At 65.7% G+C, this 19,963-nt stretch carries 18 protein-coding genes and 4 pseudogenes; 16 read left to right on the top strand and 6 right to left on the bottom strand.

Features of this window, described 5'->3' with window-relative positions; genetic code table 11:
- The first annotated feature begins 148 nt into the window (after positions 1 to 148).
- The 11 genes and pseudogenes from ACQVLG_RS30465 to ACQVLG_RS30415 all read left to right on the top strand — a co-directional run bounded on the left by ACQVLG_RS30465 (position 149) and on the right by ACQVLG_RS30415 (position 11,577).
- Positions 149 to 2,413 (top strand): response regulator, encoded by a 2,265-nt coding sequence (locus tag ACQVLG_RS30465; protein WP_474292267.1) that lies wholly within the window; start codon positions 149 to 151, stop codon positions 2,411 to 2,413.
- Positions 2,414 to 2,470: 57 nt separating this feature from the next.
- A pseudogene (locus tag ACQVLG_RS30460) lies at positions 2,471 to 2,653 on the top strand (MAPEG family protein); the annotation flags it as partial.
- A 104-nt stretch (positions 2,654 to 2,757) separates the two neighbouring features.
- Positions 2,758 to 2,871 carry a hypothetical protein gene (locus ACQVLG_RS30455; RefSeq protein WP_474292265.1) on the top strand — a complete coding sequence of 38 codons (114 nt, stop codon included), beginning with the start codon at positions 2,758 to 2,760 and terminating at the stop codon, positions 2,869 to 2,871.
- A 106-nt stretch (positions 2,872 to 2,977) separates the two neighbouring features.
- Positions 2,978 to 3,739, top strand: coding sequence for a RecQ family ATP-dependent DNA helicase (locus tag ACQVLG_RS30450; RefSeq protein WP_474292263.1), 762 nt, complete (start codon positions 2,978 to 2,980; stop codon positions 3,737 to 3,739).
- Positions 3,721 to 4,662 carry a helicase-related protein gene (locus ACQVLG_RS30445; protein ID WP_474292261.1) on the top strand — a complete coding sequence of 314 codons (942 nt, stop codon included), beginning with the start codon at positions 3,721 to 3,723 and terminating at the stop codon, positions 4,660 to 4,662. The genes ACQVLG_RS30450 and ACQVLG_RS30445 overlap by 19 nt, the downstream gene beginning before the upstream one ends.
- A gap of 88 nt (positions 4,663 to 4,750) precedes the next feature.
- Positions 4,751 to 5,791 (top strand): ligase-associated DNA damage response exonuclease, encoded by a 1,041-nt coding sequence (locus ACQVLG_RS30440; RefSeq protein WP_474292260.1) that lies wholly within the window; start codon positions 4,751 to 4,753, stop codon positions 5,789 to 5,791.
- Positions 5,784 to 7,414 (top strand): annotated as a pseudogene (locus ACQVLG_RS30435) (ATP-dependent DNA ligase). The gene ACQVLG_RS30440 and the pseudogene ACQVLG_RS30435 overlap by 8 nt, the downstream one beginning before the upstream one ends.
- 7 nt (positions 7,415 to 7,421) lie before the next feature.
- Positions 7,422 to 9,887, top strand: a complete 2,466-nt coding sequence (locus ACQVLG_RS30430) for a ligase-associated DNA damage response DEXH box helicase (RefSeq protein ID WP_474292259.1) — start codon at positions 7,422 to 7,424, stop codon at positions 9,885 to 9,887.
- On the top strand, positions 9,884 to 10,558 hold the full coding sequence (pdeM, locus tag ACQVLG_RS30425; RefSeq protein WP_474292258.1) for a ligase-associated DNA damage response endonuclease PdeM: 675 nt from the start codon (positions 9,884 to 9,886) through the stop codon (positions 10,556 to 10,558). Before ACQVLG_RS30430 ends, pdeM begins: the two co-directional genes overlap by 4 nt.
- Positions 10,559 to 10,752: 194 nt before the next feature.
- Entirely contained in the window at positions 10,753 to 11,142 is a 390-nt protein-coding gene (locus ACQVLG_RS30420) for a KGG domain-containing protein (RefSeq protein WP_230541121.1), read from the top strand.
- A gap of 171 nt (positions 11,143 to 11,313) precedes the next feature.
- On the top strand, positions 11,314 to 11,577 hold the full coding sequence (locus ACQVLG_RS30415) for a hypothetical protein (RefSeq protein WP_474292257.1): 264 nt from the start codon (positions 11,314 to 11,316) through the stop codon (positions 11,575 to 11,577).
- A 100-nt stretch (positions 11,578 to 11,677) separates the two neighbouring features.
- Here the strand turns inward: ACQVLG_RS30415 and ACQVLG_RS30410 are convergent, their stop codons facing one another.
- Entirely contained in the window at positions 11,678 to 12,178 is a 501-nt protein-coding gene (locus ACQVLG_RS30410) for a pyridoxamine 5'-phosphate oxidase family protein (RefSeq protein WP_474292256.1), read from the bottom strand.
- A 261-nt stretch (positions 12,179 to 12,439) separates the two neighbouring features.
- Here ACQVLG_RS30410 and ACQVLG_RS30405 point away from each other — a divergent pair, with 261 nt between their 5' ends.
- The 5 genes and pseudogenes from ACQVLG_RS30405 to ACQVLG_RS30385 all read left to right on the top strand — a co-directional run bounded on the left by ACQVLG_RS30405 (position 12,440) and on the right by ACQVLG_RS30385 (position 16,921).
- Positions 12,440 to 13,093 carry a PepSY-associated TM helix domain-containing protein gene (locus ACQVLG_RS30405; RefSeq protein WP_474292254.1) on the top strand — a complete coding sequence of 218 codons (654 nt, stop codon included), beginning with the start codon at positions 12,440 to 12,442 and terminating at the stop codon, positions 13,091 to 13,093.
- 32 nt (positions 13,094 to 13,125) lie between these two features.
- On the top strand, positions 13,126 to 13,641 hold the full coding sequence (locus ACQVLG_RS30400) for a DUF2271 domain-containing protein (protein ID WP_034783417.1): 516 nt from the start codon (positions 13,126 to 13,128) through the stop codon (positions 13,639 to 13,641).
- 12 nt (positions 13,642 to 13,653) lie between these two features.
- Positions 13,654 to 14,478, top strand: coding sequence for a DUF4198 domain-containing protein (locus ACQVLG_RS30395; RefSeq protein WP_474292252.1), 825 nt, complete (start codon positions 13,654 to 13,656; stop codon positions 14,476 to 14,478).
- A gap of 26 nt (positions 14,479 to 14,504) precedes the next feature.
- A complete protein-coding gene (locus ACQVLG_RS30390) occupies positions 14,505 to 15,545 on the top strand; it encodes an FAD:protein FMN transferase (RefSeq protein ID WP_474292251.1) in 1,041 nt (346 codons plus the stop codon).
- A gap of 12 nt (positions 15,546 to 15,557) precedes the next feature.
- A pseudogene (locus ACQVLG_RS30385) lies at positions 15,558 to 16,921 on the top strand (sulfite reductase subunit alpha).
- A 59-nt stretch (positions 16,922 to 16,980) separates the two neighbouring features.
- On the opposite strand, the gene ACQVLG_RS30380 reads toward ACQVLG_RS30385, so the two are convergent.
- From ACQVLG_RS30380 to ACQVLG_RS30360, 5 genes and pseudogenes are all read right to left on the bottom strand, one after another.
- The gene (locus tag ACQVLG_RS30380) at positions 16,981 to 17,160 is read right to left on the bottom strand and encodes a DUF2325 domain-containing protein (RefSeq protein ID WP_474292249.1); all 180 of its coding nucleotides are present in this window, start codon (positions 17,158 to 17,160) and stop codon (positions 16,981 to 16,983) included.
- Positions 17,157 to 18,077 carry a DUF2325 domain-containing protein gene (locus tag ACQVLG_RS30375; RefSeq protein WP_474292248.1) on the bottom strand — a complete coding sequence of 307 codons (921 nt, stop codon included), beginning with the start codon at positions 18,075 to 18,077 and terminating at the stop codon, positions 17,157 to 17,159. The genes ACQVLG_RS30380 and ACQVLG_RS30375 overlap by 4 nt, the downstream gene beginning before the upstream one ends.
- Positions 18,078 to 18,247: 170 nt before the next feature.
- On the bottom strand, positions 18,248 to 18,574 hold the full coding sequence (locus ACQVLG_RS30370; protein WP_230541113.1) for a hypothetical protein: 327 nt from the start codon (positions 18,572 to 18,574) through the stop codon (positions 18,248 to 18,250).
- 85 nt (positions 18,575 to 18,659) lie between these two features.
- Positions 18,660 to 18,857, bottom strand: coding sequence for a hemin uptake protein HemP (gene hemP / locus ACQVLG_RS30365; RefSeq protein WP_034750559.1), 198 nt, complete (start codon positions 18,855 to 18,857; stop codon positions 18,660 to 18,662).
- Between the two features lie 261 nt (positions 18,858 to 19,118).
- A pseudogene (locus ACQVLG_RS30360) lies at positions 19,119 to 19,930 on the bottom strand (Crp/Fnr family transcriptional regulator).
- Positions 19,931 to 19,963 lie beyond the last annotated feature (33 nt).

Raw genomic sequence — 19,963 nt, 5'->3', positions numbered from 1 at the left:
TTCGAATGGTTCCCCGAGACGGGCGCGATGGTGGTGTCGCCCACCTTCCGCCGCCTGTGGGGCATTGCCGACGAGGTGGAAGTCACGGAACGCCTGCTGGTGAGCCTGGTTGACGAACGGGACTTGACGAAGGTTGGCCCCAGCAAGCTTGATCTGGCGCCCAATCCGCTGGAATACGTGGAGTACCGCATCCGCCGTCCCGTCCGCCGATGGCGCGCTGCGCTGGATCGCGCGCCAGGGCGAGGTGTTCGCCGGACGCGTGCCGGGACAGCGCCGCTATGTGGGCGTGTCGTTCGACGTGACGGAACGGCGCCAGATCGAGGATGAACTCAACGCCAGCCAGGAGCGCATGGCGGCCATTTTCGGACAGGCTTCCGTGGGCTTGTCGGAGCTGGGCCTCGACGGCCGTTTCCAGCGGGTCAACGGGGCCCTGTGCTGCATGCTGGGCCGCTCCGCCGAAGAGTTGCTGAGCCTGAACATGAACGACATCATGCATCCGGCGGATGTGCCCGGCAACGGCGTGCTGTTCCGGCGCCTGGTGGAAACGGGCGAGTCGTTCTCGCTGGAAAAGCGCTACCTGAAGCCCGACGGCTCGCAAGTGTGGGTGTCGAGCAATGTCAGTCGCCTCGTCGATGAGCAGGGTCATACGCGTTCCCTGATCGCCGTCAAGACGGACATCACGGAGCGGCGCCGCGTGGAAAAGGCGCTGCATGAATTGAACGAAACGCTCGAGCACCGGGTCGAACAGGAAGTGAGCGAGCGCACCAAGGCCGAAGACGCCTTGCGCCAGGCGCAAAAGATGGAAGCCGTGGGCCAGCTGACGGGCGGCATCGCGCACGATTTTAATAACGTGCTGCAAATCATTTCCGGCAATTTGCATTTGCTGCAGCACCTGGCGGGCACGGATGGCCTCATGCGCCAACGCCTGGACACGGCGATTGCCGCCGTCGAGCGGGGCGCCAAGCTGTCGTCGCACCTGCTGGCGTTTGCGCGGCGTCAACCGCTCAAACCCGTGGTGGCCGATCTGGCGCGCGTGGTGCGCAACATGGATGCGCTGCTGCGGCGCGCCCTGGGCGAAGCGATCGACATCGTGCTGGTGGGCGGCGGCGGGCTGTGGAATACCCTGGTCGACCGCAGCCAGATCGAGAACGTCATCCTGAACCTGGCCATCAATGCGCGCGACGCCATGGATGGCGTGGGCAAGCTGACCATCGAGCTGGGCAACGTCGTGCTCGACGAACAGTATGTGCACAATCTGGTTGACGTGCCGGCGGGCCAGTACGTGATGCTGTCGGTGACGGACACGGGCCGCGGCATGAGCGGCCCCGTGCTGCAGCGCGCGTTCGAGCCTTTCTTTACCACCAAGCCGGAAGGCGCGGGCACGGGCCTGGGCTTGTCGATGGCGTATGGCTTTGTCACGCAAAGCCGCGGCCATATCCGCATCTACAGTGAACCTGGCGTGGGCACGGGAGTCAAAATCTATCTGCCCCGTTCCCTGATGGCCGAAGCGGACGAGGAACTGGAATTGAGCGGCGTCGTCACGGGCGGCACGGAAACCGTGCTGGTGGTGGAAGACGACGTGGGCGTGCGCACCACCGTGGTCGACATGCTGGGGGCGCTCGGCTATACGGTGCTCAAGGCCGAGGATGGCGAAAGCGCGCTGGCCGTGCTGCACAGCGGCGCGCAGATCGACTTGCTGTTTACGGACGTGATCATGCCCGGCCCCGTCAGCAGCACGGAGATGGCGCGCCAGGCGCGCGAGTTGCAGCCCGACATTGCCGTGCTGTTTACGTCCGGCTATGCGCAGGATGTCATCGTGCACGAAGGACGGCTGGACGCGGGCGTGGAATTGCTCAGCAAGCCATACCGGCGCGAAGAGCTGGCGCGCAAGCTGCGCCATGTGCTGGCCAACCGCCAGCAGCAAATGCGCGCGCGCCAGTTTGAACGGTCCGGTGCGCCCGTGGCTGGCACGCTGGCGACCGGCAGCGCGGCGGCCAGCGTGCGGGGAAGCGGCACGCCGGGACTGGACTTGACGGGCCATGCGCCGGAACCGCAGGGGGACATGCCGACATCGATGAAGATACTCGTGGTGGAAGACAATCTCGATTCCCAGCTGATGGTGTGCGAACTGGTGGGCATGCTGGGCCACACGGTCAGCGGCGTGTCCGATGGCGAGGCGGCGTGGGAGTTGCTTAATGAGCAAGACTTCGATATCCTGTTTACCGATGTCAGCCTGCCCGGCATGTCCGGCATCGCGCTGGCACGCATGGTGCTGCGCGAAAAACCGGACATGCGCATCATCTTTTCCACGGGCTATGGCAAGGAATCGATGGATGAACTGGGCTTTTCCGCCAGTGTCTTGCGCAAGCCCTATGACTTGACGGAGTTGCAAGCGGCACTCGACCAACCCTGACGGGCACGCGCCGCCTCGGCGGCCTGCCCGTCCCACCCACCACCCGCAGAGGTAAAGATGACTCCTGAACTGACCATGCTCGCCTGCAGCCTCGTGCTGGCGCTGGTGCAAATCCTGCTGCCCGCGCTGTTCCGCACGCGCGAAACGGGCACGGCGTATAACGTGAGCGCGCGCGACGGCGAAGGCCCGCCCGTGGGCAAGATCACGGGCCGTTTGCAGCGGGCCCAGGCGAACCTGTTCGAAACCCTGCCCCTGTTCGCCGCCGCCGTGCTGATCGCCCACGTGACGGCGCGCAGGAAAGCGCGCTCACGCTCTATGGCGCGGCCCTGTACCTTGCCGCGCGCGTGCTATATCTGCCCCTGTACGCGTTCGGCGTGCCCGTCGTGCGCACGCTCGTCTGGTGCGTGTCGATCGCCGGTCTGCTGATGCTGTTCTGGGCCATCCTGTTCGCTTCTTGAATTCCTACGCCAGCTGTGGCGCCAGTCCTATGGCGGTGCGCCAGGCCCGGCCGTAAAGTGGCGGCAAGCTGGCAACTGGCGCCGGCATGTCAGGGACCGGACCACGATGGCGACTACTATTTCTGCAGTGCAAGATCCGGGCCGCGCCCGCCAGCGCAAGATCCAGCGCCTGCTGCGCTCGGTATTCGGCATCGCGCGCCTGCGTGCTGGCCAGCAGGACGTCATCGACAGCGTGCTGGCCGGGCGCGACACCCTGGCCATCATGCCCACCGGCAGCGGCAAGTCGCTGTGCTACCAGCTGCCCGCCGCCCTGTTGCCGGGCGCGACTTTGGTCGTGTCGCCGCTGATTTCGCTGATGAAAGACCAGCTGGAAAAGCTGCACGCACTGGGCATCACGGCCGTGCAGCTCAACAGCAGCCTGTCGCGCGCCGAGGAAGACGACGCCATCGCCCGCATCGCCCAGGGCGGCCGGCTCATCATCTTTTGCACGCCGGAACGCCTCACCAATGCCGCCTTCCTGTCCCTGCTGGCCGGCGCGCCGCCCAGCCTGGCCGTCATCGATGAAGCCCATTGCATTTCCCAGTGGGGCCACGACTTCCGTCCCGCCTACCTGGACATCGCGGCCGCCCTGCGCGCGCTGGGCCGCCCGCCCGTGCTGGCGCTGACGGCCACGGCCACCGGGGAAGTGGTGGCCGATATCGACGCGCAACTGGAAGCGCGCAAGCTGAACGTCATCAATACAGGCATCTACCGCGCCAATTTGCGTTACCGCGTGATCCAGGTCACGAATACCGCAGAAAAACAGGATGCAGTCCTGCGCCTGCTGCGCGAGACGCCAGGACGGGCATCGTGTATGCGGCCACGGTAAAAGCCGTCGAGGAGCTGGCGGCGCGGCTGGAGGAACTGGGCGAGAGCGTCACCCGCTACCACGGCAAGCTGGCGGCACGCGAGCGCAAGCACAACCAGGACTTGTTCATGGGCGGCGAGCGCCGCATCATGGTGGCCACCAACGCGTTTGGCATGGGCATCGACAAGCCCGACACCCGCTTCGTCATCCATTTGCAGGTGCCGGCCAACCTGGAAGCGTACTACCAGGAATCGGGCCGGGCGGGGCGCGACGGCTTGCCCGCCGACTGCACCTTGCTGTACTTCCAGGAAGACAAGCGGGTGCAGCAGTTTTTCCTGGCGAAGCATTACCCGACAGCCGGCGAACTGGCCGCCATCATTGCGGCAGCGCAAGACTTGCCGGCCACGTTTGCTTTCGCTGCGCTGGCGTCCAGTCTGCCCGAGTTTTCCGACGGCCACCTGAAGGTATGCCTGAAGCTGTTGAAAGACGGCAAGCTGCTGCGCCAGGACCGCAAGCTGGGCTACAGCCTGAGAACGACCTCGGCCAGCTCGCCCGCGTATGCGCAGCTGGCGCAGATCTACGTCGACAAGCAGGAGCGCGACAAACAGGCGCTCGACCAGATGGTCGCGTATGCGCAAAGCGGCTTGTGCCGCTGGAAACTGTTGCTCGATTACTTTGGCGACGCCGGCGCTTTCGAGCGCTGCTGCACCTGCGACAATTGCCAGTCGCCGCCCGCGCTGGCCATGCCCATCACCCTGGACGAGCTGCCGGCGCCTGCCCAGGCGCCATCGCCGCCGGCGCCCCAGATCGCCGTCGGCAGCCGCGTGCGCGTGCCACGCTACCAGATCGGCACCGTGCTGTCGGTGGCCGGCGACCAGGTCACGATTGCCTTTCCGGAAAATACCACGCGCACCTTCATGGCCGAGTTTGTCGCACCGGCGTGAATCCAGTGTGCGCTGTCTGACAGATGATCTGGCGCAAGAGCGCTAGAATCAGCCCATTCCAAGGCGGTTTTTTCGTAGGGAGCTGGGCATGGCGGACATGGTAGTGGTGCGCAAGGAAGGCTTGTACTGTGTGCCGGGGCAGTTCTACATCGACCCGTGGCGTCCCGTCGAGCGCGCCATCATCACGCATGCGCACGCCGACCATGCGCGCGTCGGGCACCGGCACTACCTGTGCGCCGCGCCCGGCGAGCAAGTGCTGCGCGCGCGCCTGGGCGCCGTGTCCATCCAGGGCCTCGCGTATGGCGAGACCATCGAACACCACGGCGTGCAAGTGTCGCTGCATCCGGCCGGCCACGTGCTCGGTTCGGCCCAGGTGCGCATGGCGCACGGCGGCGAAGTATGGGTGGCGTCCGGCGACTACAAGCTGCAGCCCGACCCCACCTGCGCGCCATTCGACCCCGTGCGCTGCGATACCTTCATCACGGAATCGACCTTCGGCTTGCCCATCTACCGCTGGCAGGCGCCGCAGGAAATATACGACGACATCAACCAGTGGTGGCGCGGCAATGCGGCCGAGGGGCGCACCAGCGTGCTGTTCTGCTATGCCTTCGGCAAGGCGCAACGCATCCTGGCGGGCGTGGACGCCAGCATCGGTCCCATTATCTGCCATGGCGCGGCGCAGGCATTGACGCAGGTCTACCGCGAGTCGGGCGTGGCCTTGCCCGCCACCGTCATGGTGGACCAGGTGACGGACAAGGCCGCCCTGAGGACGGCCATGGTGATCGCGCCCCCGTCGGCTGCCGGTTCGCCGTGGATGAAGCGTTTCGGCGACTACAGCGATGCGTTCGCCAGCGGCTGGATGCTGCTGCGCGGCGCGCGACGTCGGCGCGGCGTGGACCGGGGTTTTGTCCTGTCCGACCACGCCGACTGGCCCGGCCTGATGCAGGCGATCAAGGCCACGCAGGCCGGACGCATCATCGTCACCCACGGTTCGATCCCCGTGATGGTGCGCTGGCTGCGGCACAACGGCTGGCAGGCGGGCGGTTTCGAGACGGAATATGGCGACGACGAGGCCGATGACGGTGCGCCCGGTGCATCCGCGGCGGCGGAGGACGTCAGCCATGCGTGAATTTGCCCGGCTGTACGGGGAGCTCGACGAGACGACCTCCACCAGCCGCAAGCTGGCGGCCCTGCAAGCCTATTTTCGCGGCGCCTCGCCCGAGAATGCGGCCTGGGCCGTGTATTTCCTGGCCGGCGGCAAGCCGCGCCAGGCCGTGCCCACCAGATTGCTGCGCGAATACGCGACGGAACGGGCGGGCCTCGACGCCTGGCTGTTCGACGAGGCTTATCACGCCGTGGGCGACCTGGCGGAAACCATCGCCCTGATCCTGCCCGCGCCGGGCAAGCGCAGCGACATCGGCCTGGCCGAGTGGGTCGAGCAGCGCATCGCACCGTTGCGCGGCGCGGCGCCGGACGCCATCCGCGCCGCCCTGCTGGGGTACTGGGACGAGCTGGAAACGCGCGAACGCTTCCTGTTGATCAAGCTGATCGGCGGCGGCTTTCGCGTGGGCGTCTCAAAACTGCTGGTGACGCGGGCGCTGGCATCCATCGCCGCCGTCGACAGCAAGCTGATCGCCCAGCGCCTGATGGGCTGGACCGATGGCAAGGTCAGCCCCACGGGCGCGGGATTCTTGAAGCTGATCGCCGCGCCGTCGGAGGGCGAGCATGCGCTGCGCGGCGGCCAGCCTTACCCCTTTTTCCTCGCGCACCCCCTGCAGGCGGCGCCGGAAACCCTGGGCGAGCTCGCCGGCTGGCTGGTCGAATGGAAATACGACGGCATGCGCGCCCAGCTGCTGCGCCGCGATGGCGTGAACTGGCTGTGGTCGCGGGGCGAGGAATTGATCACGGAGCGCTTTCCCGAACTGGCGCAGCTGGCCTTGCCCGAGGGTACTGTGCTCGATGGCGAAATCCTCATCTGGCAGCCGGGCGGCGTGCCGGCGCCATTTGCCGATTTGCAACAACGCATGGGCCGCAAGACGGTCTCGTCCAACTATTGGCTCAGCTGCCCGCCGTGCTGGTGGCTTACGACGTGCTGGAACTCGATGGCGTGGACGTGCGCCAGTTGCCCCAGCTGGAGCGCCGCGCGCTGCTGGAAACCGTGGTGGCGCAGGTGGATGCGCCCGCGCTGCGGCTGTCGCCGCGTGTTGAAGCGGCAAGCTGGGACGCCCTGGCCGCCATCCGCGACGAATCGCGGGCGCGCGGCGTGGAAGGCTTGATGCTGAAAGCTGTGGCGGCCGCGTATGGCGTGGGCCGCACGAAAGACGTGGGCACCTGGTGGAAGTGGAAGATTGATCCGTATGCCATCGACGCCGTGCTGATCTACGCCCAGGCGGGCCATGGCCGGCGCGCTTCGCTGTACACGGACTATACGTTTGCCGTATGGGATGAGGAGGGTGGTGAAGAACGCAAGCTGGTGCCGTTCGCCAAGGCGTATTCGGGCTTGACGGACGCGGAAATCGCGCAGGTCGACGCGGCCATCCGCAAGACGACGATAGAAAAATTCGGCCCCGTGCGCAGCGTCAAGCCCACGATGGTGTTCGAGATCGGTTTCGAAGGCATCGCCGCTTCCAGCCGCCACAAGGCGGGCATCGCCGTGCGCTTTCCCCGCATCCTGCGCCAGCGTGACGACAAGGCCATCGCCGACGCGGATACGCTGGCCACCCTGAAGGCCATGCTGGCCCAGACTACATGAGCAAGCGATGAGCAAAAGCGCGCTGGCGCAGCGCATCGATGCCTGGTTCACGGAGCGCGGCTGGACGGTCTTTCCCTTCCAGCGCGCCGTCTGGCGGGCTGGCGCACAGGGCCAGTCCGGCCTGCTGCATGCGAGCACGGGCTCCGGCAAGACGTATGCCGTCTGGTTCGGCGCCTTGCTGCGCGCCGAGCGCCTGGCGCGCAAGAGCCGCAAGCAGGGCTTGCGCGTGTTGTGGATCACGCCCATGCGCGCGCTGGCGGCCGACACGGTGCGCGCGCTGCAGGCGTCCGGCGAAACGCTGGCGCCCGGCTGGCGCATCGAGGCGCGCACGGGAGACACGAGCGCCGCCCAGCGGGCGCGGCAGGCGAAGTCCTGGCCCGAGGTGCTCGTCACGACGCCGGAAAGCCTGTCCCTGATGCTGAGCCAGGCGGACGCGCAGGAACGCTTCGCTCTGCTGGAAACGGTGATCGTCGACGAGTGGCATGAATTGATGGGCAGCAAGCGCGGCGTGCAGGTGCAACTGGCGCTGGCCCGTTTGCGCCGCTGGCAGGAAAACCTGATGACGTGGGGCCTGTCTGCCACCCTGGGCAATCTGCGGCAGGCGCAGGACGTCTTGCTGGGAGAACAAAATGCTGGCGTGCTGGTGGAAGGTAAAGTCAGGAAGCGCATCCTCGTCGACAGTTTGATCCCCGTCAACCCCACGCGCTTTCCCTGGGGCGGGCATCTGGGCATCCAGATGCTGCAGCCGCTGATCGCCGAAATCGAAGGCAGCGCCACCACCCTGGTGTTTACGAATACGCGGTCGCAGGCCGAGCTGTGGTATCAGCACCTGCTCGATGCGCGGCCCGACTGGGCCGGCCTGATCGCCTTGCACCACGGTTCGCTGGACCGCGAAGTGCGCGAGTGGGTCGAGCAGCACCTGAAGACGGGCGAGCTGAAAGCCGTCGTGTGCACGTCCAGCCTGGACCTGGGCGTCGATTTCCTGCCCGTCGAGCGGGTGCTGCAGGTGGGCAGCGCGAAGGGCATCGCGCGCCTGGTGCAGCGGGCGGGACGCAGCGGCCACGCGCCGGGGCGCATTTCGCGCGTCACCCTGGTGCCCACCAACAGCCTGGAATTGCTGGAAGCGGCCGCCGCCCGCGCCGCCCTGGCACAGGGCCACCTGGAAGCGCGCCCCGTGCCGGACAAGCCGCTCGACGTGCTGGTGCAGCACCTGGTGACGATCGCGCTGGGCGGCGGCTTTGAGTCGCCGGCCCTGTACCAGGAAGTGCGCGCGGCCTGGTCGTACCGCCACTTGACATTGGATGAGTGGCAATGGGCGCTCGATTTTGTCGCGCGCGGGGGGCAAAGCCTCACGGTGTACCCGGAATACCGCAGAGTGCTGCCCGACGATGCCGGCATCTACCGCGTGCCGGACGTGGCGCTGGCGCGGCGCCACCGCATGAGCATCGGCACCATCGTCTCGGAAGCGGCGATCCAGGTCAAGTTCCTCGGCGGGGGACGCATCGGCAGCATCGAGGAATCGTTTATCGCGCGCCTGAAGCAGGGCGACCATTTTCTGTTTGGCGGGCGCATCCTCGAATTCGTGCGCGTGCACGAGATGACGGCCTACGTGCGGCGCGCCACGGGCAGCCGCGGCGCCGTGCCGCGCTGGCAGGGCGGCAAGATGCCGCTGTCGTCGGAACTGGCGCACGCCGTGCTGGACCAGCTGCAGCTGGCGCAGGAGGGGAAAGCCAGCGGGCCGGAAATGCGCGCGCTGGCGCCGCTGCTGGCCATCCAGCAGGCATGGTCCAGCCTGCCCACGCGCACCGGCTTGCTGGTGGAAACCTTGTCCAGCCGCGAAGGCCGGCACCTGTTCGTGTATCCATTCGCGGGCCGCTCCGTGCATCTGGGCCTGGCCTCGCTGCTGGCCTACCGCATCGCCCGCGTGCAGCCGGCCACCTTGTCGATTGCCGTCAACGACTACGGTTTTGAATTGCTGGGCGCGGACGATATCGCGTTTGCGTCGCTGTTCGGCGCTGCGACGGGCGCGGGGGTGGCCCTGTTCGGCACGGACAATTTGCTGGAAGACGTGCTGGCCAGCCTGAACGCGACGGAACTGTCGCAGCGGCGCTTCCGCGAAATCGCCCGCATCGCCGGCCTCGTCTTCCAGGGCTATCCGGGCCAGCCGAAAAGCGCGCGCCAGCTGCAGGCGTCGTCTTCGCTGTTTTTCGAGGTGTTCCGCAAGCACGATGCGGCCAATTTGCTGCTCACGCAGGCGCAGCGCGAAGTGCTGGAGCAGGAACTGGAACTGACGCGGCTGCGCGCCACTTTGCGCGAGTTGCATGAACGCAATATTTCCCTGCAGCCGTTGGAGCGCGCCTCGCCGTTTGCCTTCGGCCTGATGGTCGAGCGCTTCCGCGAACAGCTGACGACGGAAAAGCTGTCGGACCGGGTGGCGCGGCTGGTCAGCGCGCTGGAAAAGGCGGCCGCATGAACGGCCCGCAGCAAGCGCACTGCGTGGTGGAGCTGGCCGGCGAAAGCGTCTGGCTGCTGGCGCACAAGGCCGTCTACTGGCCGGCGCGCAGGATGCTGATCATTGCGGACATCCATTTCGGCAAGGCGGCCGCGTTTCGCGCGCTGGGCGTGCCCGTGCCGCGCGGCACTACCACGCAAAACCTGCTGGCACTCGACGCCTTGCTGGCCAGCTACGCCTGCGAGGAAATCGTCTTTCTCGGCGATTTTCTGCACGCGCGCGCCGCCCATGCGCCCGCCACCGTGGCGGCCATGCTGGCCTGGCGCGCGCGCCATCCCGACGTGCGCCTGACGGTGGTGCGCGGCAACCACGATGCGCATGCGGGCGATCCGGCCGCCGCGCTGGGCATCCGCATGGTCGATGAACCGCACAGCGTGGGCAGGCTGTCATTCTGCCATCACCCGGACACCGTGGCGCCCGGCTATGTGCTGGCCGGCCACGTGCATCCCGTGTTTCACTTGCGCACAGAGCGTGGAGGCCTGCGCCTGCCGTGTTTCCTGCTGGGCCGCGAGCGTGCCATTTTGCCATCGTTTGGCGCCTTTACGGGCGGCCATGCGATGCGGCCAGGCGCCGGCGAGCGCGTCTACGTGACGGCCGATGAGGCGATTTTTCCGCTGCCCGCTAACTGCTGAGTGTCTGGTACTTTTGGTGGAAAACTGAAAGTAACTGCGCCACCACGGGCGGGACTCATCCTACATGCGCTCTTGCCATCCTCCTATTTCTAGCGCCCCATGCGCGCACTAAGATGACGGTTCCCTTGCCATGCGAGGGGGAAGAATTGCATGGTTTGCACTGTTTTCTGATTCCATCGATCAAGGAGATCATCATGGCCACATCGAGCGACAATAAACAGCAAGGTAGTCAAGGTAGTAAAACCAGTAGCAGCAGTGGCGGCAGCGGCGGCAGCAAGCAAAGCGATACCAGCAAACGGGGCTTCGCTTCCATGGACCCGGCCCAGCAGCGCGAAATCGCCAGCGAAGGGGGGCGCGCGGCGCATGAAAAAGGCACGGCCCATGAATTTACGTCGGAAGAGGCACGCCGTGCGGGCAGCCAAAGCCACAAGAACGATGCCAACCGGCAAAGCGCCGCCAGCTCCAGCGGCTCGCGCGACAATGCCAGCGTGAACCAGGAAGGCAACCGCGACAGTGGTAACAAGCAAAGCGGCGGTGCAGGTTCAGGGTCAGGCTCGGGCTCGTCCGGCTCGCGCAACAAGTAAGCGCCAGCAAGGCCGGTCTGGCCGGCGGGAATCCCCGTATTTCCGCCGGCCAGTTGCCGCGCTTGTCGGCGGCAAAATTTTGATGCATTGCAGCAGCCATGGACTATGATGAAATAGCTGCGCTGGCAATGATCTCGCAGTCAATTCGCATCGATGATCAGGGAGAACATGATGGGCAATTCGAATACGCCGCAACCGGGCAATCGCCAGGGCGGCACGCCGTCCACGGCGGGCAACAAGCAAAGCACGGCCGACTCGGCCGAAAACTTCGTGCTGGTCGATAGCGAGCAAGGCCTCGATATCGGCGACGATCTGTTCTCCATCGGCGAAGTGCGGCGCGCCGACCGCTTGCCCCATCACCAGTCCGCTTCCACCGGGCAAAGCCGGCAGAGCGCCGACGATGCCCCCGACACGACGGGCAGTACGGGCGTCTGAGTTTTTATTCTTGATTATCTGATAATCCCCGCAGGGTCAGCCGCCAGACGTGTTCGCGCACGTCGGCGGCTTGTTGGCGCGTCTACCTGGCTCGGCCTTGCTACAGGTCGATGCGGCCGTGTTCGCCCAGCAGGTCTTTCGGCGGCTCTCCCGTGATGGCGGCCTTGGCCATCTCATAGAATTGCATCATCTTGCTGGCGCTGCTATCCCAGTATTCTGCCGACTGGATCGTCACCTTGATCAGCGACAGCTTCGGATCGTCGAGCCCGCCCGGGAACCAGGCTTTTACCAGCGGATTCCACAATTCCTCCGCCTTGGCACGGTCCTTCAGCAGCTGCGCGTGGCCGCAGACGGACACGTACAGGCTGTCGCCCGTGTCGACGAAGCTGACATTGACTTGCGGATTGTTCGGCAAGTCGCGCGTATAGGCTGCCTCGTCCGAGACAAAGAACCAGATGTGTCCGTCGCCGTCGACCTGCTGCTGCGTCAACGGCCGGCTGGTGAGGGTGCGCATGTCGTCGCTGGTGGTCAGCATGCCGAATTTGATGTCCTTGATCCTGGACGCGATGCTGGCCAGCTGTTCGCTGGAATACGCTTGCATGGGTGCTCCCTTGTTGGTTGTCCTGAACAACAGCATAGGCGGATGCTGCATGCGGCTCTGTACGGCAGCTTACGTACAGTGGTGCTTTGTTTCAAAGCTGTTACAAAACGCTGGCCCGGCGGCGTGCCCCATGTATTGACTTAATAAATGATAATCATTATCATTTGTTTGAAAATATCGGCATGCACTTTGATTGAAGGATGGGAATGAAGCACACTGACTTGTCGCGCCACCTGGCCCGCTCCTTGCCGGGAGCCCTCGATGGGTAATGCGGGCGCCGCCGACAAGGCCAGGAACAACGCCAGCCGCGCCGTCTGGTTGAAGAACTTGCATCAATGGCATTGGATCAGTTCGGCGCTTTGCCTGCTGGGCATGTTTTTGTTTGCCATTACCGGCATCACCCTGAACCACGCTGGCCAGATCGAAGCCAAGCCGTCGGTCACGCGCCAGCAGGCGACCTTGCCGGCCCCGTTGGTCACGGAACTGGCCGCGTATGCCGCGCAGCACGATGGCGCCAACGCACCGATGCCGGCCGCTGCTGAAACATGGTTGAAAAAGCAATGGTCGCTTAATGCGGGCGGCCGTCCCGCCGAATGGAGCGTCGACGAGGTCTACCTGCCGTTGCCCAGGGCGGGCGGCGACGCCTGGCTGCGCATCGGCCTGGAAGACGGGGCCGCCGAATACGAATTGACGGACAGGGGCTGGGTATCCTGGCTCAATGACGTCCACAAGGGCCGCAACACGGGCGTGGCCTGGAGCTGGTTCATCGACATCTTTGCCGGCGCCTGCATCGTGTTTTGCCTGACGGGACTATTGATTTTGAAGTTCCACGCGGCCAACCGGCCTTTTACCTGGCCGATGGTTGGCCTCGGTATCTTGATACCCTGCGCGATCGCCTTGCTGTTTATCCACTGATCGTTTTTATTTTTCCTTTTTACAGGCACACCATGAAATTACGCTACTCCCTGGCGCTTGGCCTTCCCCTGATCGGTACGTCGGCGATGGCGGCCGACCTGGCCCTCAAGATTGAAATCCCGCAACTGAACGTGGCGGAATACCATCGTCCTTACGTGGCGGCATGGCTGGAAACGGCCGATCAAAAGGTCGTCGGCAACCTGACGGTGCTGTATGACGTGAAAAAGAAGGACAAGGCGGGCGAGAAATGGCTGAAGGACATGCGCCAATGGTGGCGCAAGAGCGGCCGCGACCTGGCCATGCCCGTCGACGGCGTCAGCGGCGCCACGCGCGCGCCCGGCGAACATACCTTGACTTTCCCCGGTGCCAAGGCCTTGCTCGACAAGCTGCCGGCCGGCGAATACCAGGTGGTGGTGGAAGCGGCGCGCGAAGCGGGCGGACGCGAACTGGTGCGCGTGCCGTTCCAGTGGCCGCTGAAATCGGCCCAGTCCGTGCCGGCCAAGGGCAAGGAAGAACTCGGCAATGTCGTCGTCCAACTCAAACCTTAAGGCGCCTCTACCATGTTGAAGCAACTGAATAAACCGCTGATCGCCCTGGCCCTGGCCGGCCTGGCCATGAACGCCCACGCCCACCGCGGCTGGATGGTGCCGTCGAGCACGATGGTGGAAAGCAAGGACGCCTGGGTCACGGTGGACGCGGCCGTCTCCGACGGCCTGTTCGAGATCGACCACCAGCCGCTGCGCCTGGATGCGCTGCAAGTCATCGGTCCCGATGGCGCGAAAGTGGCGCCGGCGAACACGGTGACGGGCCGCTTGCGCAGCGTCTTCGACGTGAAGATGGAAAAGCCGGGCACCTATAAAGCGGCCATCGTGTCGCAGAACGTCATGGGCAGCTACAAGCTCAACGGCGAGCTGAAGCGTTTCCGCGGCAACGAAGAGACGTTCAAGAAGGAAGTACCGGCCGATGCGCAAGAGCTGAAAATCACGCGCACGGCGGCGCGCCTGGAAACCTTCTTCAGCAATGGCGAAACCAGCACGGAAGTATTCAAGCCGACGGGCGTGGGCCTGGAATTCGTGCCGGTGACGCACCCGAACGACTTGCGCGCGGGCGAAAAAGCCACGTGGCGTTTCCTGGTCGATGGCAAGCCGGCAGCGAATCAGGCCTTCAGCCTGGTGCCAGGCGGCGTGCGCTACCGTGGCGTGCTCGGTGAAATCCGCCAGAGCACCGATGCCAAGGGCGAAATCACGTTCACCGTGCCGGCCGCCGGCATGTATTACCTGAGCAGCACCTGGCCTGCGGCAGCCCCTGCCGTGGCCGGCCAGCCGCCAGCCATGCCCGAACGCCGCATGACCTACGCGGCCACCGTGGAAGTGCTGCCGCAGTAAGCGGCGGCATCGTCACGAGAGCACCGATGCGCCGGGTCCTGCTGCCGCAGCATATTTCCGATCAGGTCGCGCCGCCCGGCGCCGCGATCCGGGACTTGCGCGGCTTGACCATGGGCACCAGCTGGTCGGTGCGCCTGGTCGAATCCGCCATGCCGGGACGCGCGGGCAGCGCCGACCTGCAGCAGGGCTTGCAGCAGCAGCTGGACCTTGTCGTGGCGCAAATGAGCCACTGGAGCGACGAGTCCGACCTGGGCCGCTTCAACCGGGCCGAGCCCGGCAGCTGGCACAGCCTGCCCGCCGCGTTTTGCGAGGTGCTGGGCTTTGCCATGCACGTCTCGCAGGCGTCGGGCGGCGCGTACGACCCGTGCGCGGGCGCCCTCGTCAACCTGTGGGGCTTCGGCCCCCGCCAGCGCTACGATGAACCGGGTTTCCTGCCGCCGACCAACGAAACGGTGGCCCTGCTGCTGGCGCAGCGCCAGCGCCGCCGCCTGGAGCTGGACTTGCCGGCCCGCCGCGTCCGCCAGCCGGGCGCCTTGCAGCTCGATCTGTCCGCCATCGCCAAGGGCTATGGCGTGGATCGCCTGGCCCGCTACCTGGACAGCCAGGGCATCCATCATTACCTGGTCGAAGTGGGCGGCGAGCTGCGCGGCGCCGGCAGCAAACCCGACGGCCAGCCGTGGTGGGTCATGCTGGAACAGGTCGATGGCGCCGCCGATCATGCCGAGAATGCGCAGCATCCGGCGGAAATGCTGCTGGCGCTGCATGGCTTGTCCGTGGCGACGTCGGGCGACTACCGGCGTTTCTTCCAGGATGGCACGGCGCGTTTTTCGCATACCATCGATCCGCGCAGCGGCATGCCGATCGCCAATCAACTCGCTTCCGTCACCGTCGTGCATGAACAATGCATGGCGGCCGACGCCTGGTCGACGGCCTTGACCGTGCTCGGTGTCGAGGCCGGCATGGCGCTGGCAGAAGAGCAGGGCCTGGCCGCGCGCTTCCTGCAGCGCGACGGCGCTGGCTTTCACGAAACGCTGAGCAGCCACATGCTGGCCATGCTTGACGAATGAACGATTAATTCCATGATTTTTACGCACGATACGACACGGCTGGCCTTGCTGGCCGCCCTGTCCCTCAGTTATGCGGGCGTGTGCCTGGCGCCCTGGCTGCGCGCGCGCGCCAAACGTCGCGCGTCGGACGCCGCCAGGGCGGCGCTGGCGAACAGTCCCGCCTGGCTGGTGGCGTATGCGAGCCAGACGGGCAATGCGGAAGAGCTGGCCACGCAAACGGCGCAGAGCCTGCAACTGGCCGGCATCCCCGTGCGCCTGTGCGCGCTGGCCGAACTCACGGCCCTTGATCTGCAACAAGCGGAACGGGCCCTGTTTTTGGTCAGCACCTATGGCGAAGGCGACGCGCCCGACAATGCGGCCGCCTTCATGGGCCGCCTGATGACGGGCGAGCTGGCGCTGCCGCAATTGCACTATGCCGTGCTGGCCCTGGGCGACCGCAGCTATGGCCAGTTCTGCGGCTTCGGCCGCGCGCTCGACGCCTGGCTGGCGGCACAGGGCGCCTCGCGCCTGTTCGAGCGTATCGAAGTCGACCGCAGCGCCAGTGCGGCCATCGAGCAATGGTTCCAGCACCTGAGCCACCTGGCCGGCACCAGCGATGCGCCCGACTGGAGCGCGCCCGCCTTTGGCGACTGGAAATTGATGCAGCGGCGCTTGCTCAACCCGGGAGCGCGGGCGGCGCCATCTATCACGTGGAACTGGCGCCCGTGGCGGGCGCTTTGCCGGACTGGCAATCGGGCGACCTGGTGCAGGTGGCGGCGCCGCTTGATCCAGCGCAACCGCGCGAATATTCGATCGCCTCGGTCCCGCGCGATGGCGGCGTGCACTTGCTGGTGCGCCAGCATGCGCATCCCGACGGCAGCCTGGGCCTGGCCTCGGGCTGGCTGACGGCGCAGGCGGCTGTCGGCGACGTGGTGCAGCTGCGCTTGCGCCAGCACAAACGCTTCCGGCTGGAAGACAATGCCCAGCGGCCATTGATTTTGATCGGCAACGGCAGCGGCATCGCCGGCTTGCGCGGCCACCTGAAAAGCCGCGTGCTGGCAGGGCAGCGGCGCAACTGGCTGATCTTTGGCGAGCGCAATGCCGCCCACGACTTCCATTACCGCGAAGAAATTGAAGGCTGGCACGCCAGTGGCGATCTGCCACGCCTGGACCTGGCGTTTTCGCGCGACCAGGCAGAGCGCACCTACGTGCAGGACCGCCTGCGCGGCAATGCCGATGAAGTCAAATTGTGGCTGGAGCAGGGCGCGGCCATCTACATCTGCGGCAGCCTGGCGGGCATGGCGGGCGGCGTCGACCAGGCGCTGCAGGAAATGCTGGGCCGGCCCGCGCTCGATGCGCTGGCGGCCGAAGGGCGCTACCGGCGCGATGTGTATTGACCGGCTGCACATAAAAAAAGGACTGGCCGGGCCAGTCCTTTTTTATTGGGCAAGCCCGCTTACGGCTCGATGGCGTCCAGCGCGGCCGGCTCCATTTCCCCGCTCACTTCCTGCAAGCCGCGCGCCAGGCTGGAGATGCTGGGGTTGTCGATGAAGACGCAGCGCTTGCCCGTGCGCTTGCAATAATCCTTCACGCGCCAGTAGGCGCTGTGGCTGATGCAGCCCGTCTGGCAAATCACCAGGTCGGCCGCCGCCAGGCTCGAATCGAGCAGGTTGGCATTGTCTTCCAGCCGCCGTCGTGGTGGGCGAACTGCGCGCCCACACGCTCGATCAGGGCGCGGTAGGTGGCGACATTGCCGCTGCGCCCGCCCACGCACAAGACGCTTTGATCGACGAGACGGATCGGCATTTTCAGCTTGCCGCCCGTCGGCACTTCCAGCTTGGCAGCCGGTGGCGGCACGGCGGCGGCCTGGCGCGGCTGGGCTTGTTTCAAGTCCGCAATTTGCTGGCGCAATTCCTTTTCGCGCTCATCCATCTGCGCCAGGCGTTCGACCAGGCGCGTGCGCGATTCCAGCGCGGGGACGGCGGCCTGCAATTGCGCCAGCTCAAGGCGCAAGCCGTCGATCAGGCTATCCTTGCCGATCGATTCGGCACGCGTGCGCAGCAGCAAGGCTTCCTGGCGTTCCAGTTCGCCCGTCTTTTCCATCAGCATGGCCTGGCTGCGCTGTTGCAGCTTGGCCAGTTCGTGCGCCAGGCGCGCATTTTCTTCCTGCAAGGCCGTAAAATTTGCCATGTCGGCGCGCACGCAGGCGCCGGCCTGGTGCTGGATCATGTGCAGGTCGCGGCACATCTGCTCTTCCAGTTCGGCGTCGCAGCGCGGGTGCGTCAGGCCGGCCCAGAAGGCGCCCGACACGTCGCCGTTGGCGACGGCCGTGCGCCACAGTTCGGCCACTTGTTCCGTGCTCTTGGCGCCGCGAAAGCGCAGGATCACGGGGGCGTAGCGGCGTTCGAGTTCCTTTTGCAGCGCTTCGGACAGGCGGTTGCGCGCGCCGCATTCCGTCACGGCGCCCACGTGCACTTCGTAGTCGTCGGCCAGCACGCGCCCGCCCGTCATCTTGCCCACCAGCTTGCGCAGGTAGCCCAATGGCAAGCCCACGCCCACCAGCGGGCAATGGCAGGTGTGCGACAGTTCCCACAGCCGGCGGCGGCGCGAAGCGAGCGCGGCCGTTTCCGTGCCGGCGTGGGCGCAATTGCTGATGACGGGCAGGGACTGGTCTTTGTCACACAGGCGATATCCTGTTGGGCGGTGGGAGTGTTGATGAGAAATTATTGCGGCAGGGGCGAGGCAGGGGGCCTGGCGCGCAGCAGGCGTGCCAGCCGCTCGAGCAGGGTGGCCTTCGGTGGCGCGGGGCGGTGCAGCGCCACCAGGGCGGCCCATTGCTGCGACAATTGCTGGCAGGTTGCTTGCAGCACGGGGCCCAGGCCGGGCGAGCTGGACAGTACTTGCAGATGGCGTTCGATGACACCGGCCAGTTTCTCGCAGGGACTGCCCGCATGGTAGTGCGACATCAGGTGCAGCACGGCCGACAACAGCAATTCAGGCTGCTGGCCTTGCGGGGAAGGAAACATCGGGGAAGGTCGGTCGTGCGCCATCAAACACTCCTGTACGGTGGTTTGGCTGGCTGCGCGCAAGGAGCGCGACTGGCTGGCGAGTGTGGTGACTGGCTGCCGTGCTGCTTCAGGCAGTCAGGATCAGCTTGTTCAATTGGGTGACGCGCAGGCGATAGATCTTGCCGCTGTGCTCAATCTCCACTTCGCGGCCCTGCTGCAGCAGCGCTTCGCTGGTGATGCGGCGTGCCGGCTGGGCCATGCTGACGGGCGGACGGACGTGGGCGGTAGCGGCATCCTGGATCAAGGCTGGTTTTGAGCTTTGCATGTTGGGCTTTCTTTATCTCAGTTGAGAATGATTCGTATTTGCATTATTGTTGAATGTGGCCCGAAAAGCAAGGCTTATTTGTGCCGGATGCAGGCTTTTTTTTGACTGCCGGGGAGGGGCGTGCCGTGTGCGGGGCGCGCGGTGGCGCCAGCGGGCTGCAGAAGGGGCGGACAGCAAAAAAGACCCGGCAAGGCGGTGCGCCTTGGCCGGGTCAAGCCTGTGCCAAGCTGGAAGGAATCGGTTGGCGTGAATCGGGTGGCGCTAAATCGTGGCCAGCAGTTGCGCCGAAGCGTCGGCGGCCGCTGCCGTATCGGCTTTCAGCTTGGCGGCGGCCAGCTGCTTGGCGCGCGAGCGCGAGGGCGGCAGGCGGCGCAGGGTTTTCAGGGCCTCCGGATCCTTGATGCCGATGGTGCGCTGATCGACCGAGATCAGGCCGATTTCATTGAAGGCGGACAAGGTGCGGCTCACTGTTTCCAGGGTCAGCCCCAGGTAGCTGCCGATTTCGTGGCGCGTCATGCGCAGGTTGAACAGCTTGCTCGAGTAGCCCATCTGCGCGAAGCGGTCGGCCAGCGAGACGAGGAAGCGCGCCACGCGGGCTTCGGCGCTGAGGGCGCCCAGCATGCCGATCATGGCTTGCTCGCGCACCAGTTCGCGGCTCATCACGCCATACATGACGTTTTCCAGTTCCAGGTGGACTCTGCCCAGGGCCGTGAGTTTCTTGAACGGCAGCAGGATCAGGTCGCAGTCGCAGTCGACAGGGCCACCGCTTCCGAGGAATAATGGCGCGAGTGGATGCCGTCGACGCCCAGCATGTCGCCTTTCATGGGGAAGCTGAGGACCTGCTCATTGCCGAATTCGTCGATGAGCACGGTTTTCAGGAAGCCCGAATTGACGATGTACAGGGTGTCGAACGGTTGCCCGATGGTGTGCACGCGCTGGCCCGTCTTGAATTGCACGTGCTGGAACAGCAGTTCGTCGGCGGCGATGGTACAAGCGCTGGAGATATGCAGCAGGTCGCACACCTCCTTCAGGTTCGACCATAGCCGGCCCTGGCGCTGGCGCCCCGCTTCCATCGGAGTGGCAGGGGGCAGCGATGGAGCGGCAGC

This window comes from Janthinobacterium sp. TPC_1 (genome assembly GCF_056037845.1).
This window is presented reverse-complemented; position numbering and strand designations above follow the sequence as displayed.

Bases quoted from the DNA above. Each gene is read 5' to 3' on its own strand.
- ACQVLG_RS30430 (WP_474292259.1), top strand. From the start codon at position 7,422: ATGAGCAAAAGCGCGCTGGCGCAGCGCATCGATGCCTGGTTCACGGAG.
- ACQVLG_RS30410 (WP_474292256.1), bottom strand. From the start codon at position 12,178: ATGCAAGCGTATTCCAGCGAACAGCTGGCCAGCATCGCGTCCAGGATC.
- ACQVLG_RS30400 (WP_034783417.1), top strand. From the start codon at position 13,126: ATGAAATTACGCTACTCCCTGGCGCTTGGCCTTCCCCTGATCGGTACG.
- ACQVLG_RS30395 (WP_474292252.1), top strand. From the start codon at position 13,654: ATGTTGAAGCAACTGAATAAACCGCTGATCGCCCTGGCCCTGGCCGGC.
- ACQVLG_RS30420 (WP_230541121.1), top strand. From the start codon at position 10,753: ATGGCCACATCGAGCGACAATAAACAGCAAGGTAGTCAAGGTAGTAAA.
- ACQVLG_RS30390 (WP_474292251.1), top strand. From the start codon at position 14,505: ATGCGCCGGGTCCTGCTGCCGCAGCATATTTCCGATCAGGTCGCGCCG.
- ACQVLG_RS30415 (WP_474292257.1), top strand. From the start codon at position 11,314: ATGGGCAATTCGAATACGCCGCAACCGGGCAATCGCCAGGGCGGCACG.
- ACQVLG_RS30440 (WP_474292260.1), top strand. From the start codon at position 4,751: ATGGCGGACATGGTAGTGGTGCGCAAGGAAGGCTTGTACTGTGTGCCG.
- ACQVLG_RS30450 (WP_474292263.1), top strand. From the start codon at position 2,978: ATGGCGACTACTATTTCTGCAGTGCAAGATCCGGGCCGCGCCCGCCAG.
- pdeM (WP_474292258.1), top strand. From the start codon at position 9,884: ATGAACGGCCCGCAGCAAGCGCACTGCGTGGTGGAGCTGGCCGGCGAA.
- ACQVLG_RS30370 (WP_230541113.1), bottom strand. From the start codon at position 18,574: ATGGCGCACGACCGACCTTCCCCGATGTTTCCTTCCCCGCAAGGCCAG.
- ACQVLG_RS30405 (WP_474292254.1), top strand. From the start codon at position 12,440: ATGGGTAATGCGGGCGCCGCCGACAAGGCCAGGAACAACGCCAGCCGC.
- hemP (WP_034750559.1), bottom strand. From the start codon at position 18,857: ATGCAAAGCTCAAAACCAGCCTTGATCCAGGATGCCGCTACCGCCCAC.